Source organism: Serinicoccus chungangensis (genome assembly GCF_001483745.1).
In the GTDB taxonomy this organism is placed as follows: domain Bacteria; phylum Actinomycetota; class Actinomycetes; order Actinomycetales; family Dermatophilaceae; genus Ornithinicoccus; species Ornithinicoccus chungangensis_A.
Window position 1 is genome coordinate 90,216 of sequence record NZ_LQBL01000005.1, and the last position, 14,576, is coordinate 104,791.

General features: G+C 74.2%; 13 protein-coding genes. 5 read left to right on the forward strand and 8 right to left on the reverse strand.

Annotated features, from left to right (window positions below; genetic code table 11):
- Positions 1-2: 2 nt before the first annotated feature.
- From AVL62_RS03420 to AVL62_RS03430, 3 genes are all read left to right on the forward strand, one after another.
- On the forward strand, positions 3-2,843 hold the full coding sequence (locus AVL62_RS03420; protein ID WP_058890278.1) for a DUF6519 domain-containing protein: 2,841 nt from the start codon (positions 3-5) through the stop codon (positions 2,841-2,843).
- Between the two features lie 318 nt (positions 2,844-3,161).
- Entirely contained in the window at positions 3,162-3,869 is a 708-nt protein-coding gene (locus tag AVL62_RS03425; RefSeq protein ID WP_083518637.1) for a DUF2461 domain-containing protein, read from the forward strand.
- On the forward strand, positions 3,869-4,657 hold the full coding sequence (locus AVL62_RS03430) for a hypothetical protein (protein WP_235585496.1): 789 nt from the start codon (positions 3,869-3,871) through the stop codon (positions 4,655-4,657). Before AVL62_RS03425 ends, AVL62_RS03430 begins: the two co-directional genes overlap by 1 nt.
- 496 nt (positions 4,658-5,153) lie before the next feature.
- Here AVL62_RS03430 and AVL62_RS03435 read toward each other — a convergent pair whose 3' ends face one another.
- Together AVL62_RS03435 and AVL62_RS03440 are read right to left on the reverse strand one after the other, a co-directional pair.
- On the reverse strand, positions 5,154-6,086 hold the full coding sequence (locus AVL62_RS03435; RefSeq protein WP_058890280.1) for a DUF5996 family protein: 933 nt from the start codon (positions 6,084-6,086) through the stop codon (positions 5,154-5,156).
- A 70-nt stretch (positions 6,087-6,156) separates the two neighbouring features.
- A complete protein-coding gene (locus tag AVL62_RS03440) occupies positions 6,157-6,639 on the reverse strand; it encodes a lamin tail domain-containing protein (protein ID WP_201023184.1) in 483 nt (160 codons plus the stop codon).
- Positions 6,640-6,796: 157 nt separating this feature from the next.
- Here AVL62_RS03440 and AVL62_RS03445 point away from each other — a divergent pair, with 157 nt between their 5' ends.
- A complete protein-coding gene (locus AVL62_RS03445; protein WP_058890282.1) occupies positions 6,797-7,102 on the forward strand; it encodes a YrhK family protein in 306 nt (101 codons plus the stop codon).
- 45 nt (positions 7,103-7,147) lie between these two features.
- Here the strand turns inward: AVL62_RS03445 and AVL62_RS03450 are convergent, their stop codons facing one another.
- From AVL62_RS03450 to trhA, 5 genes are read right to left on the reverse strand one after another with little or no spacing between them, the layout of a single operon-like run.
- On the reverse strand, positions 7,148-9,262 hold the full coding sequence (locus AVL62_RS03450; protein ID WP_058890283.1) for a xanthine dehydrogenase family protein molybdopterin-binding subunit: 2,115 nt from the start codon (positions 9,260-9,262) through the stop codon (positions 7,148-7,150).
- Positions 9,259-10,272 (reverse strand): FAD binding domain-containing protein, encoded by a 1,014-nt coding sequence (locus AVL62_RS03455; protein WP_058890284.1) that lies wholly within the window; start codon positions 10,270-10,272, stop codon positions 9,259-9,261. The genes AVL62_RS03450 and AVL62_RS03455 overlap by 4 nt, the downstream gene beginning before the upstream one ends.
- Positions 10,269-10,838, reverse strand: coding sequence for a 2Fe-2S iron-sulfur cluster-binding protein (locus AVL62_RS03460; RefSeq protein ID WP_058890285.1), 570 nt, complete (start codon positions 10,836-10,838; stop codon positions 10,269-10,271). The genes AVL62_RS03455 and AVL62_RS03460 overlap by 4 nt, the downstream gene beginning before the upstream one ends.
- A 16-nt stretch (positions 10,839-10,854) precedes the next feature.
- Positions 10,855-11,487, reverse strand: coding sequence for a dienelactone hydrolase family protein (locus tag AVL62_RS03465; protein ID WP_058890286.1), 633 nt, complete (start codon positions 11,485-11,487; stop codon positions 10,855-10,857).
- Entirely contained in the window at positions 11,484-12,155 is a 672-nt protein-coding gene (gene trhA / locus AVL62_RS03470; RefSeq protein ID WP_058890287.1) for a PAQR family membrane homeostasis protein TrhA, read from the reverse strand. The genes AVL62_RS03465 and trhA overlap by 4 nt, the downstream gene beginning before the upstream one ends.
- Positions 12,156-12,291: 136 nt before the next feature.
- On the opposite strand from trhA, the gene AVL62_RS03475 reads away from it, so the two are divergent.
- Positions 12,292-12,990 (forward strand): DUF899 family protein, encoded by a 699-nt coding sequence (locus AVL62_RS03475; protein WP_058890288.1) that lies wholly within the window; start codon positions 12,292-12,294, stop codon positions 12,988-12,990.
- Positions 12,991-13,355: 365 nt separating this feature from the next.
- Here AVL62_RS03475 and AVL62_RS03480 read toward each other — a convergent pair whose 3' ends face one another.
- Positions 13,356-14,288, reverse strand: coding sequence for a hypothetical protein (locus AVL62_RS03480; RefSeq protein WP_058890289.1), 933 nt, complete (start codon positions 14,286-14,288; stop codon positions 13,356-13,358).
- Between the last annotated feature and the right edge of the window lie 288 nt (positions 14,289-14,576).

The window sequence follows — 14,576 nt, forward strand, 5'->3', positions numbered from 1 at the left end:
CGATGAAGGCTGACCTGTCCCGATGGACCTTCGACCCGACGCACGGCTACCGCTCGGTGGTCATGCAACAGGGTCGCGTGCTCCTGGACGCCGAGTGGAACGAGCAGGGATCGATCGCGGCCCACCACGACGAGGTGCGCACGGTCGACGTGGTAGGACCCGTCGGGGGCCCGCTGCCCACCGACGGCGGTGCAGGGCCGTTCGCCCTGGTCGACGTCGCCGACGGTTCGACCCCGGTCGGGGTGCCGTGGGACCGGCTGGGGGTGACGCCAGGGCGCTACTACGTCGCCGGCATCCTCGCCGAGTCGACACCCGACCCGGAGAACCCTGCCGGTGCCGGCGCCTGGCCGCTGGCCGACCAACCGCACCTGCGCACCATCGGGGCAGGGGTGGCCGCCGACCCGGGGCTCTCGGAGCCCACCGGCGGGGACGGCCGGTGGGCGGCATACCTCGACGTCTTCGACCGCATGGTGAGCGCCGACGAGGACCCCACGCTGCGGGAGTCCGCGCTCGGCGGCCCGGACACGGCGGTGCGCGAGCAGACGGTGTGGCAGGTGCGGCTGGAGGCGATCGACGCGGAGGTGTGCTCGCAGGTCGACGCCGGCCCCAGGGTGCCGCGCGAGATGGCGGCCGGGTTGCGCGAGGCCGCACGGGCGGCGGACCCGTGCGAGATCTCCAGCGGCGGCGGCTACACCCTGCTGGAGAACCAGCTGTACCGGGTGGAGATCATCGAGGCGGGCGCCACACCGAGATATGTCTGGTCTCGGGAGAACGGCTCCGTGACGGCCGGTCTGCTGGGGATGACCCCCAGCCCCGAGCCCGGCATGGACGCCACGCTCACCGTCGATCGCGTGGGACGCGACGAGACCCTCTCGATCCGCGAGGGCGACCTCATCGAGGTGACCTCCGCCGATCGACAGCTGCGCGGACTGCCCGGCTTCCTGGCCACTGCTGGCCCGGTGGTGGACCTGGTAATGCACGTGGCGTGGTCCGGTGACGCCCCCACGTCGGTGGCGGCCCTGGGCGAGACCCCCGTCGTCCGCCGGTGGGACGGCGGGCCGCGTGCGCTGTCGACCGCGACCCAGGAGCTGGAGGGCGGGATCACGGTGCGATTCCTGGCCGACGGAGAGCCAGCGGTCGGCGACTACTGGCTGATCCCGGCGCGGACGGTGCGCCTCGGCTACGGCACACCGGCGAGGCAGGGCACCATCGACTGGCCGAGCGACGGCGGCACCCCTCGGCCCCAGCCACCGGCAGGGACCGTGCATCACCGCGCACCGCTGGGCATCCTCGAGCGCAGCAGTGGCGCCTGGACGCTGGATGCGGACTGCCGCACGCTCTTCCCTCCCCTGACCGCGCTGACGAGTATCGACCTGGTCGGAGGCGACGGCCAGGAGGCGATGCCCGGCGACGAGCTGGACGAGCCCGTCCGCGTGGTCGTGCGTCGGGGTGGGGTGCCGGTCGTGGGCGAGCCGGTGCGCTTCACCGCGTCCGGTGGCGGTGTCACTCCCGGGGGTGGGTCCCCCGTGGTGGTGGCGACGGACACCGAGGGGCTGGCCCAGGTCCGCTGGACGTTGGACCCCTCCGGGCCCACGACGCAGACCCTCACCGCGCAGCGGCTCGACGACGTCGCCGACGGCGTGGACGTGCCTATCGTCGTCACCGGGCGGCTGAGCGTGGCCCGTGAGGTCGCCTGGGAGGCGCCGTGCCGAGATCTCGCGGACGCCTCCACCGTGCAGGGCGGACTCGACGGACTCGCCGGTATGCCGATGGCGCGGCTCCTCGGCGGCGACGGCCAACGGGTGCGACGCCCGGGCGCCGTCGTGCCCGAGCTGGTCCGGATCGTGGTCGACTCACCCTGCGGACCGGTGGAGGCCACGCTGGAGGTGCGGGGCTCCGCGGGTGCGGTCGTCCAGGCGGTGCCGGACGGCACCACTCCCGCCAGCGGCTCCTTCGGACCGTCTGCCGGACAGTCGATCTCCGGCACCGTCGATGCAGCGGGGGTGCTGGCACTGGTCTGGCAGCCAGATCTGACGCCCGGCTCGGACCAGTCGGAAAGCGACACCCTGCGCATCCTGCTCGACGACCATGCCCCGATCGTCGTTTCCGCGCATCTCGACGTACCGGGCGGCCGGACGGGCGGGTTGCACGTGGAGCGCATCCGGGTCGGTGGTGAGCTGGACCTGCAGCTGGGCTCGCTGATCAGTCCGCGGCAACTCACCAAGGGCATCGACCTGACGCTGGACGGCGAGGCCGACCCGGCCTCCGTCGACGACCTCCCGGTCGGCCGGCTCATCGTCGAGCGGCCCATGGGCGACGATGGCTTCCGGCAGCGCTTCACCATCGATGGCGCCATGTCCGTCCAGGGACGACGGCTGCGGTGGGCGCCGAGCCGAGAGGCGCAGGCGTTGCTGGGGCAGTGGGAGGAGCAGCTGCAGACCAACCCCGAGCTGGGCGCGACCGCATGGTTCCAGGTGGACGGCTGGCTCGTGGTCGACCTCGGCAACCCCGAGCAGCACCTGAACGGGCACATCGACGTCAAGGCCGGGGACGGGGGGCCGGTCATGGTGCTCCCCACCACCGACGAGGTGACGGGCGGGCGGTTCGAGGTGTGGTTCTCGATTGGGCTCCGCCCCAGGATCCCGCCGATTGAGGACTTCACCGGCCGCACGCTGGGCTTCGTGCGGCGCCGGTCCGAGGCGGCAGGGTGGCGGATCGACGTCGTCGAGGAGGATGCGCCAGGGGTGCGGGGCGGCACCGTGCTGGGCACCACCCCGGCCGCCGGGGAGCCCCTGGTGCCCGGTGAGCCCGTGACCGTGCGGGTGGCCCGCGGCGTGAGCTAGGCAGCTCCAGGGCGGGTCCCACGCTGCGTCCATCGTGCGGAGCACGTGGCAGCCCCACCGCGACGACGTCTCCCGGCAGCCGTGACGCCCCGCTGCGGGGGGGACTCACGACATCGCGCGTCCTGATCGGGCAGGCGCCGGAGTCCGTCGCGTCGCCGCCTCGGCGTCCGGCGCACCCCTGGACACGCGGGGCGGTGTCCCACCGGCCCGGGGCGGGGCCCTCTCGCACGTCGAGGGCCCGGCCCCGCGCGACTCCTCCCCCGGACGATCGCATCTCGGCGACCGGCGACGCCGGCCGCGACCGGGCACACTGGTCGCATGGTCAGCTTCACCGGCATCCCGCACGCCGCGACCGACTTCTACGCGCGGCTCGAGGAGGACAACACCAAGGAGTTCTGGGCCCGGCACAAGGACGACTACGAGGCCCACGTCCGCGGCCCGATGGAGGCGCTGCTCGCCGAGCTGGAGCCGGAGTTCGGCGCGGCCAAGCTCTTCCGGCCGCACCGCGACGTGCGCTTCGGCCCCGACAAGACCCCCTACAAGACCCACCAGGGTGCCTACGTCGCGGCCGCCGAGTCGACCGGGTGGTACCTGCAGGTCTCGGCCGACGGACTCATGCTCGGCGGCGGCGCCTACCGGATGGACCCGGCCCGGCTGCGGTCCTACCGCGCCGCCGTGGACTCCCCGGCCACCGGCCAGCAGCTGTGGCAGCTCGTCGGGGAGCTGCGCGCGGGTGGGTGGGAGATCGGCGGCGAGCAGGTCAAGACCGCCCCTCGCGGGTGGGACCGCGAGCACGAGCGGATCGAGCTGCTCCGGCACAAGGCGCTCACCTGTATGACGTGGGTCGAGGACGGCGACGTCGTCACCACCCCGCGCCTCGTTGAGGAGGTGCGGGCCCGCTGGGGGGAGGTCCGGCCCCTCGTGGAGTGGCTCGCCGCGACCGACCCCGGCCCGGTGGGTGGACAGGGTGCCGACGGCAGCACCACCTTCGACCCGGGGCGGGACGTCGCCGGGGGCCCGCCGTGATGATCCGCCCGGCCGAGCTCGCGGCCATCCGGGCGGGGGAGGTCGACCTCGCGTTCCGCCGGTGGCACCGTCCGCGGGTGCGGGTCGGCACCCGGATGCGCACCTCCGTCGGGCTGGTCGAGGTCACCTCGGTCGAGCCGGTCACCCTGTCCGCGCTGCGGGCGGAGGACGCCCGCCGGGCCGGCGTCGCCAGCCTGACCGCGCTCAGGGAGGGCCTCGCCGCGCGGCCGGGAGGCACGGCATACCGCGTCGGGCTGAGGTATGCCGGACCCGACCCCCGGACGCAGCTGCGCGAGCAGGTCCCCGACGCGGCGGAGATCGAGCGCCTCCGCTCCTGGCTGGACCGGCTCGACGCGGCCTCCCCGCACGGCCCGTGGACCCGCGCCACCCTCGAGCTCATCGACGCCCACCCCGAGGTGCGGGCCCCCGAGCTCGCCGCCCGCCTCGGGAGGGAGACCCCCCCGTGGAAGGCCGACGTCCGCAAGCTCAAGGAGAAGGGGCTGACCGAGTCGCTGGCGATCGGCTACCGTCTCTCCCCGCGCGGCGAGGCCGTCCTCGACCACGGCGGCCCGCCCCGCAAGCGCGCTCCGCGGCCGGAGGGGACCCCGCTGCCCCGGGAGATCGGCGCCCCGGCCACCCGAGCGCTCCGCGCGGCCGGGCTGACCAGCCTCGAGGCGGTGGCCGGCCGCGGCGAGGACGAGCTGAGAGCCCTGCACGGCGTCGGCCCGGTGGCCGTCGAGCGGCTGCGGGACGCGCTGGCCGACCTCGGGCTGGGGTTCCGGGGCTGAGCCCGGTCGTCCGGCCGCGTGGAGCGAGGGCAGAGCTCCAGCGGTTGCCGACGGCCGACCTCGGCCTGAGCCGCGGCGGTTCACCCTCCGGGGCGTTCTGCGGGGGCCTGGCGATGGTCCTCGACGGGTCAGGGAGGGCCTCGAGGGGTCAGGCGAGGGCCCCCGAGGGGTCAGGCCAGGGCCCCGAGGAGTCAGGCGAGGGCCCCGAGGGGTCAGGGGAGCCACAGTGCGGGCGGCATACCTCGCGGCGGGTCACTCACGCCACGGCAGCCGCTCGCGCACCACGGTGCGGGGACATGTCCCGCAACCGGGGATATATCCCCGGCAGATGACAATGTCTCCGCAGTGTGCGGCCTGTGGGGCTGGCGGGGTTCGTGGGGTTTGGATGATCAGCCTGACCAGCGCCTCCGCGACGACCAGCCCGCCGACGCCCATCGGCCCGACCAGCGTCCCCGCGACGGCCAGCCCGCCGGCTCCCTCGCCCTCGAGGCGCGGGCTACCCGCGACGGTGCTGGGGCCAGCGGGCCGGGTCGTCCTCGAGGGCGGCCCGGTCCCACCCGCCCAGGTCGGCGGCGGCGGCATACGTGTCCTGCAGGAAACGCCCGAGCGTGGCGTCGGGGTCCTCCGCGTCGGCGACCACCTCGTACGGCAGCAGGAACTGGCCGAAGTCGGTGCTCCAGAAGGCACCCTCGGGCCCGACCTCGGCGGCCTCGAAACCGGGGGGCTGGGGGTAGGCGTAGGCGTAGAACGCGCCCTCCTCCCCGCCGCCGGGCCAGAAGCCGCAGCTGCTGAGCTCGCGCGAGTAGCCCTCCACCATCACCCAGTCGCCGCAGTTGGGCGCGCCGCCCGGGTGCTCGGGCGCCGGGCGGCCGGAGAACCGCGTGCACGCCAGGTCCATGGCCCCCCAGAAGAAGTGCACCGGGCTCACCTTGCCCACGAAGTGGGACCGGAACTCGCCCAGGACACGGTCGGCCTGCACGAGCTGCTGCCAGAAGAGGTGCGCGGCCTGCGGGTCGTATGCCGCGTGCTCGTGGTCCTCCGCGAACGGGATGGCGGGGTCCACCTCGTTGGGGGTCGCCTGGATGCGCGGCGTCAGGCCGAGCCGCTCCAGCGCCGCCAGGGTCTGTGCGTGGAACTGCGCGACCGGCATGGGCTCGAGGGCGAAGGCCTCCTCCTCCCCGGTGCTCAGCCGCATCCGCAGCCGGTGGGCGACGAGGTCGAGCTCGATGTCGAGCGCCCCCACCGGCGTCGGGACCGTGCCCGTCGTGAGGCCGCGCGGGCTGACGTAGAGGGTGACCTGCCACCAGTGGTTGAGCAGGGGGGCGTAGGCCATCCGCACCTTGCCGACGATCTGCGTCCACAGGTGGAAGGTGTCGCGGGTGTCGGTCCAGTCGGCCACCCTCAGGCGTGGCCACGGCTGTCGGCTCATGAGCCTCCCTTTCCGAGAGGCTCCACGCTAGGGCGACGGCAGCCGCGCTACAAGCGCCGGCAGAGGCTTCTCAGCAGTCCACCGTGCCGGAGCGGTGCTTGGAGGCGGTGAAGGTGCATGTGTCTTGGACGGACCCGCGGCTGTTGCGCAGCGTGGCCTTGTCACCAGGCGTGTTGTTCCAGACGTAGTTGCCCCGCCCCCAGTAGAGGTGGGTCGAGGTGTTCGTCCCCTTGCCGGTGTGGACCGTGAGGCTCTTGCCCGACTTGAGAGAGACGCCCTTCGGAAAGGTGAAGGTGTGGTTCTGCTTGTCCTTCACGGTGTAGCCGGAGAGGCTGACCGTGCTGCGGCCGGTGTTCTTGACCGTGATCTTCTCGCGGTTGAGGTGGGCGTTGGAGCGGTCGTCCTTGCCTGAGGGGTCCGCCACGAAGGTCGTGAAGCGCAGCCCGGAGGCGGCCTCCACGCTCGGCACGGGACCGGCGCCGAGGGCCAGGGTGAGGCCGAGCGCCACCGCGGTGGCGAGGGCGGGGAGCGGACGGGCACGGAGCGCAGGCACGAGGACCTCCGGGACGACGGTGGGTGGCACCGGAGTCCCGGGCAGCAGAAAGATACCCGACGGTAGCCGGTGACGGCCCCCACCCGCACGGGTGAGGTCGAGGACACCTGGGCGGGTCGGCTCGCCGACCGGCGGCACAGTTCCTAGAGTCCCTGGAATGACCCAGCGCCACCCGGACGGCTCCGGCGACGACGACCTGGTCCTGCACCTCGGGCGCGAGGAGCTGGTGGTCCGCCAGCGCTTCGAGACCCTGAGCATCGCCAACGACGTGGCCATCGGCGTGTGGTTCCTCGTCGGCAGCGTCCTCTTCTTCAGCGAGTCGACCGCGACCGCCGGCACCTGGTTGTTCGTCATCGGCTCGGCCCAGATGCTCGTCCGGCCGGTGATCCGGCTGACCCGCCGCGTCCGCCTGCAGCGCTACCGGCCTGGGGGCGCTGGCTCGGAGCACGCCTTCGACTTCTGAGCCGACCTGCCACGACGGTCGGTCGTCGGTCCCGGCCGCCCGGCCTCAGCCGCCGAGCGCCTCCCAGGCCTCGAGCACCTTGCCCGGGGTGAACGGCAGCTCGCGCAGCCGGACCCCGGTGGCGTCGAAGACCGCGTTGCCGATGGCCGCGGGCACGCCCACGATCCCGACCTCGCCGATGCCCTTCGCCCCGGTGGCGCCCATCCACGGGTCCGGCTCGCCGACCCAGCCGACCTCGAGATCGACCACGTCGGCGTGCGCGGCGATGTGGTAGCCCGCGAGGTCGCCGTTGACCACGTGGCCGAAGCGCGGGTCGCGGTAGGACTCCTCGAAGAGGGCGCCGGAGATGCCCATCGTCATCCCCCCGATGAGCTGGCTGCGGGCGGTGCGCGGGTTCATGATCCGGCCGCCGTCGAAGTGGCCGTACATCCGGCGCACCCGCACCGCCCCGGAGACCTCGCTCACCGCGACCTCGGCGAAGTGCGCGCCGAAGGCCATGCGGGTCACCCCACGCACCCCCTGCGGCATCCGCGTCCGCGCGCGGGCGGTCGCCCCCTCGGCCGGCTGCTCGCCGTGCTCGGACCGGAAGGCCTGGGCCGCCTCGACGACGGCCGAGCCCCACCCGAAGGTCCCGGTGCTGCCGCCGGCGATGATCGCCACCGGGGCGTCGGTGGTGCCGATCCGGGCCTCCACCGCGTCCTCCGGCACCCCGAGCGCCTGCGCGGCGATCTGCGCGAGGACGGTCCAGGCCCCGGTCCCGATGTCGCTGGCCTGCATGCTGACGACGTAGCGCCCCCCGGTGAAGGTGATCCGCGCCAGGCTCGGCCCCATCGACATCTGCGGGAAGCTCGCCGCGGCGACCCCCTGCCCGATCCACCACTCCCCCTCGCGCCGGCCGCGCCGCTGCTGCTCGAAGCCGAAGACCCGGGCGCCCTCGGTCAGGCACGTCGTGACGTGCCGGCTGCTCCACGGCCTCCCCGACTCCGGGTCGCTCTCCGGCTCGTTGCGCAGCCGCAGCTGGACGGGGTCGACCCCGGTCGCGTGCGCCAGCTCGTCCATCGCGGTCTCCAGCGCGAACATGCCGGTGTACTCCCCCGGCGCGCGCATGAACGTCCCCGGGGCGATGTCCAGGTCCTGGGCGCGGTATGCCGTGCGCCGGGTGGTCGAGGCATACATCGACAGCGAGGGGCCGGCGCTGGGGTCCATCCAGGGGATCACCCGCGACACCGGGGCGAAGACGTCGTGGTCGATCGCGGTGAGCCGCCCCTCGTCGTCCGCGGCCAGCGCGACCCGCTGCCGGGTCTCGGGGCGGTAGCCGGTCCCGGCGAACATCTGCGGACGGGTGAGCGCGACCTTGACCGGGTGGCCGGGCAGCAGCTTGGCCGCCATCACCGTGGCCACCGTGTGCGGGTGCGGGACCCCCTTGGTGCCGAACGACCCGCCGACGTAGGGCGAGACGACCTCGACCTGCGTCGGCAGCAGCCCGAAGGCCCCGGCGACGACGCCCTGCGGCGCGAGCACCCCCTGGTTGGTGTCCCACAGGGTCAGCCGGGTCGTGCGCGGGCCGGGGATCCGGCCGGTGCCGCGGTGCCAGAGGGCGGTCACCGCGTGCGGCTCGATGGGGTTGTGGTGGTTGACGGGCGTGGCGTAGGTCCCCTCCACCCGGTGCCGGGCCCCGGCGAGCGCGCCGTCGACGTCCCCGTCCCGGTGCCGACCGGGGTAGATCGCCATGACCCGTCGCAGCTCGCGCACGTCCGGACCGTCGGGGTCGGGTCGGGTGGCGGCATCCTCGGGGGCGTAGTCGATGCTCAGCAGCGACGCGGCGTGCCGGGCCGTCGCGAGGCTCTCTGCGACGACGGCGGCGACGATCTCCCCGCGGTAGCGCACCCGGGGCCGGCGCAGCACCGTGAGGGTGGGCAGCGTCGGGCCGATGCGCGGGGAGTTCTCGTGGGTCAGGACCAGCCGCACGCCCGGCACCGCGCGGGCCGCCGCGTCGTCGATGCCGGTGATGCGGCCCCGGGCGATCGTCGCCAGGACCGGCGCGAGGAAGAGCGCCCCGTCGCCCGCGTGCTCGTCGGCGTAGGGCGCGAGGCCCGCCACCTTGAGGGGCGCGTCGACGCGGACGCGGTCGCGGGCGTCCTGCATGGCCGCCTCGCTCATCCGCGCTCCCCCTGCCGGTGGTGGGTGAGCTCCTGCAGCACGGCGGGGACGACGCGCCGCAGCTGGCTCACCTTGTAGCGGTTGTCCTCCCCGGGCCGGGCCTGCGCCAGCTCGGCGTCGATCGCCGCGACGTACGCCTCGGGCGTCGCCGGTCCGCCCCGCAACGCGTCCTCGGCCCGGTGCGCGCGCCACGGCTTGTGGGCCACGCCACCGAGGCCGATCCGCACGTCGGCGACGTGGCCGTCCTGCACGTCGAGGGCGGCGGCGACCGAGACGGTGGCGAAGGCGTAGGAGGCGCGCTCGCGCAGCTTGCGGTAGCGCGAGTGCCGCGCGAAGGGCGGGCCGGCGACCTCGATCGCGGTGATGAGCTCGTTGCGCTCCAGCGTGGTGTCGACGTCGGGTCGGTCGCCGGGGAGGCGGTGCAGGTCGGCGAAGTCGATGCGCCGCTCGCCGAGCGGACCCTGCGCCACCACGGTGACATCCAGCGCCGCGAGCGCCACGCAGAGGTCGGAGGGGTGCACGGCGACGCAGGACGGCGAGGCGCCGATGAGCGCGTTGTAGGTGCCGAAACCCTCGATCGCCGAGCAGCCGGAGCCGGGCTCGCGCTTGTTGCACGGGGTCGAGGCGTCCTGGAAGTAGACGCAGCGGGTGCGCTGCAGCAGGTTGCCGCCCATCGTGGCCATCGACCTCAGCTGGCCGGAGGCACCGGCCAGCATCGCCGCGCTGACCAGCGGGAACGCGGTCCGTACCAGCGGGTGGGCGGCGACGTCGGAGTTGCGGGCCAGCGCACCGATCCGCACGCCGCCACCGTCGAGCTCCTCGACCTCGGTGAGGTCGAGGTGGCTGACGTCGATGAGCCGGTCGGTCTCCCGGATGCCCAGGCGCAGGTGGTCGACGAGGTTGGTGCCCCCCGCGAGGTATGCCGCCCGCTCACCGTCGGTGGACGCCGAGACGCTGCGGCGCAGGGCGTCGGTGACGCTCGTGGCGCGCTCGTAGGTGAACGGCCTCACGCACGCTCCTCGCCGGTCTGCGCCCGCCCGGATGCGGTGTCGCGGATGGCCGCGACGATGTTGACGTAGGCGCCGCACCGGCACAGGTTGCCGCTCATGCGCTCCCGGATCTCCTCGTCGGTGAGTTCCACGACCGCGTCGGGGTCGGCCAGCGCGTCCGGGTCGGTGACGTGGCTCGGCATACCGGCGGCCGCCTCCGCGAGCATCGCCTGCGCCGAGCACACCTGCCCCGGCGTGCAGTAGCCGCACTGCAGCGCGTCGCGGTCGACGAAGGCCTGCTGCAGGTCGCTGAGGTCGTCCGGGCGCCCGAGCCCCTCCGCCGTCACGACCTCGGCGCCGTCCAGCGAGGCCGTCAGCGACAGGCAGGAGACCACGCGGCGGCCGTCGACGAGCACGGTGCAGGCGCCGCACTGGCCGTGGTCGCAGCCCTTCTTGACCGAGGTCACCCCCAGGTGGTCGCGCAGCGCGTCCAGCAGGGTCACCCGCACGTCGTGGGTGAGCTCCTGCGGCGAGCCGTTGACGACCAGCTTGGTCGAGATCTCGGTGACGCCGGCGGTGTGGTGCATCACCTCATCATGCCGCTCAGGGGTGTGGCTCGCGCGTCGAGCCCGTCAGCTCGCCGACCAGGTGCTCGGCCGCGAGCCGGTGCCAGGTGCGCGCGTGCCGGACCAGACCGTGGGTGTCGTCCAGGTCGGTGCGCACCCGCACGTCCGCCCCCAGCCGGCGCAGCCGGTCGGCGGCGGCGAGGGTGCCCTCGGGCGAGGTCACCTCGTCGCGCGCCCCGTGCAGCATGAGCACCCGCCCGCCCCGCGGCGGGCGCAGCAGGGCCAGGTCGGCCCGGTCCACCCAGGCGGCGGCGGTGACCACGGTCTCGACCTCCTCGGCGAGCCGGAGCGCGGTCCGGCCGCCCATGGAGTAGCCGAGCAGACCGGTCGGCAGCGTGGGGTCCTCCTCGCGCAGCCGGCCCAGCGCCCACCGGGCGTCCCGCAGCGGGGCACCGTCGTTCCACCCGCGCACGGCATACCGCAGGAGGACGACGTCGAGCCGGCGCCGGGCACCCGCCCGGGCGACCGCCGAGGCGAGGACCCGGCTGCGCAGGACCGACAGCTGGCGCCAGCTCGTCGGCTCGGTGCCCTGCTGCTGGCCGCCGTGCAGGACGAGCACCCGGGCGACCGGGTCGACGTGCCGCCGGACGTCGAGGAGGCGGGCGGTCACAGGACGTAGGCGTACATGAGCAGGAAGTGCAGCGCCGCGGCGATCATGACGAGGAGGTGCCAGATCTCGTGGAAGCCGAAGACGCCGGGCACCGGGTTGGGCCGCTCGAGGATGAAGATGACGAACCCGACGCTGTAGACCACGCCGCCGGCGGCCATGAGCGCGAGGGCACCGAGCGGGAGGGTGAGCCCGGTGAGCACGAGCACGACCGGCATCCACCCGAGGACGATGTAGAGGGTGTTGGTCACCCACTTGGGCAGGTCGGTCCACATCGAGCGCGCCGCGATGCCGAGCGCCGCGATGCCCCAGACCGTGCCGAGCACCGCCCAGCCTGCGACCGTGCGTTCCAGGACGAGGACGATCGGCGTCACGGTGCCCGCGATGAGGCCGAAGACCGAGGTGTAGTCCAGCGTCCGCAGCAGCTCGTTGACCCGCGGGCCGCGGTCGAGGCCGTGGTGGGCCGTGCTGGCGACGAAGAGGGTGACCAGGCAGGCGGCATACACCGACAGCCCGACGATGCGCCACGGGTCCCCCGTCGCGCCCGCCTGCGCGACGAGCAGCGCCGAGCCGAGGAGCGCGAAGCAGGACCCGACGAGGTGGGAGATCGTGTTGATGCGCTCGTCGGTGACGTGGACGCTGCCGTCGCGGCTGCGGTGGACGGTGTCCATCACTCACCTTCCGAGGGGGTATGCCGTGGGCTCCCCAGGGTAGTCGGGGTGGCGATGACTCCGGGACCGCCCGAGAGTCGGACCCCGTGACCGCCCGTGCCGGCGAGGAGCAGGGGACGAGGGAAGGGGAGCACCCATGACGACGAGCCTGTCGAGCAGCAGCAGCAAGGCCGACCAGCCCGACGTGGCGCCGCCGGTCGTCGACCGTGCGGCGTTCGAGGCCGCCCTGGCCGAGCAGGTCGCCCGGGAGAAGGAGGTCACCCGGCTGAACGACCGGGTCTCGGCCGCGCGGCGGCGGCTGCCCATGGTGGAGGTGGAGGACTACGCGTTCGACGGGCCGGACGGACCGGTGCGGCTCACCGAGCTCTTCGACGGGCACTACCTGCTGCTCGTGCAGAACGTCATGTTCGGGCCGGACTGGGAGGAGGGCTGCCCGAGCTGCACGTGGGCCGTCGACACCCTGCCGGCGCGGATGGAGCGGCTGGAGGAGGAGGGCATCGCCTTCGCGATGATCTCGCAGGCGCCGGTGGAGAAGCTGGAGCGGTGGCGGACCCGGCGGGGCTGGTCGCACACCTGGGTGTCCTCGGGCGGGACGACCTACCACCACGACTGGGGGTGGAACCGCGAGGACGAGGACGGTCAGCCCTACCAGCTCCCCGGGTACTCCTACTACCTGCTGCGCGACGGGGTGCCCTACCTCACCTACGCGACCACCGCCCGCGGCACCGAGGCCACGCTGCCGGTGGCGCACATCATGGACCGCACGGCATACGGCCGTCAGCAGGACTGGGAGGACAGCCCGCAGGGCTGGCCGCAGTACCCGACCTACGGCTGAGGGGCCGGGGGGTCGGCCGAGGGGTGCCGGGCTGCCGGCGGGGGGCGGTCCCTGCCGGGGCCCACCACTCCGCCGGCCCTGCCTCACATCTCACTCCCGTCACAAGGTCCCCATCGTGCGGGGATATGTCCAGCAGCACGGGATATTTCCCCGGCGTCCGGACACATCCCCACATCATGGTGCCTTTGTGGCTGTTGTGACTGGGGTATGCCGCGTCGCCCGCAGTCCGGCGGCCGACGGGGCCACGACGCGTGGGGGTGGCCCGCGGCGGCCGAGGCGCAGGCGGAGGCCCGCGGCGGGCGATCCGCCGGCGGGGGGCTGGCCGGCGAGCGCGTCCGGAGCGTGGCGGGCGCGCCAGACGTGGCTCAGGCCCGGCGCGCGCGGGCCCGGGCGAACGCCGCCGTCAGTCTTTGCTGCACCACGCGCGGGTCCGCGAGATCGGCCCATGTCAGCCGCACGACCTCGTAGCCCAGCTCCCGCAGCCGGTCCTCACGGAGCTTCTCCTGACGCAGTGCGCCGGGGTCGTCGTACTTGAGCATCCCGTCGAACTCCACGACCACCCCGCGGTCCCGGTAGAGGAAGTCGACCCGCGCCACGAAGGACCCGTCGCGGTCCACGATCTGCGCCTGCTGCTCGGGCAGCGGCAGACCGAGCGTCAGCAGCAACCATCTGGTGCGGGACTCCCCCGCGGACTCGCTGAGCCCCGACGCCAGCTCCACCGTGCGGGCGGCGCGCAGCTGCCCACGGCCGCCGCCCAGGACCGGGAGCGCACGGTCCAGCCCGGCGCGCGTCGCCCGCCCGTGCCGGAGCGCCGCGTCCGCGCTGACCAGCCCGGACTCCACGCCGAACCGGGCGGCCACCTGCAGCACCGCCAGGGCGACCTGCACCGCCTGCCCGATCTCGAGGTCGACGACGAACTCCCTGGGCACCCGCCGGTGCACCACGACGACGGCGTCCTGGGAGCTGCGCCCACCGTCGGTGCGGCACAGGTGCGCCCGGTCGTCGACCCCGTGCACGCCCAGCCCCTGCGCGGCCAGCGCGCTGTGCAGGCTCAGCGCCACGGCGGCCCCTGGGCCGAACGCCCGGAGCACCGCCCGGGCCCGCATCTCGTGCCGGTCCCAGGGTGCGGCCGCGCGCCATACCGTCCCCTCGACGAAGGTGCCGCGGCGCAGGCGCACCAGGACACCGGCGCTCACCAGCGCCTGCGTCTCTCGCGGCCCCACGCCGAGCGCCGCCAGGTCCGCGGTGGCCGCGACGTGGCCCAGGCTCCCCAGCAGCGTCAGCACCTCCCCCTCCATCGCCCCAGGATGCCCGGGTCGGAGGCCGGCCGGCCGCCGTCGTCCACAGGCAGAGACGCGCGGGACCGCGGGCGCACCTCTCGTGCACCATGCGTCGCGTCGGCACCGGAGCGCGGAGATGTCGCGCTGACGCGGAGAGATACCCCTGGCAGATGCACACCTCTCCGCACGCTGATGCTCGTGGTGCCGACGGGACGCGTGGGGCCGCGGGGCGTCACGACACCTCTCCCCACGCTGATGCTCGTGGTGCCGACGGGACGCGTGGGGCCGCGGGGCCTCACGACACCT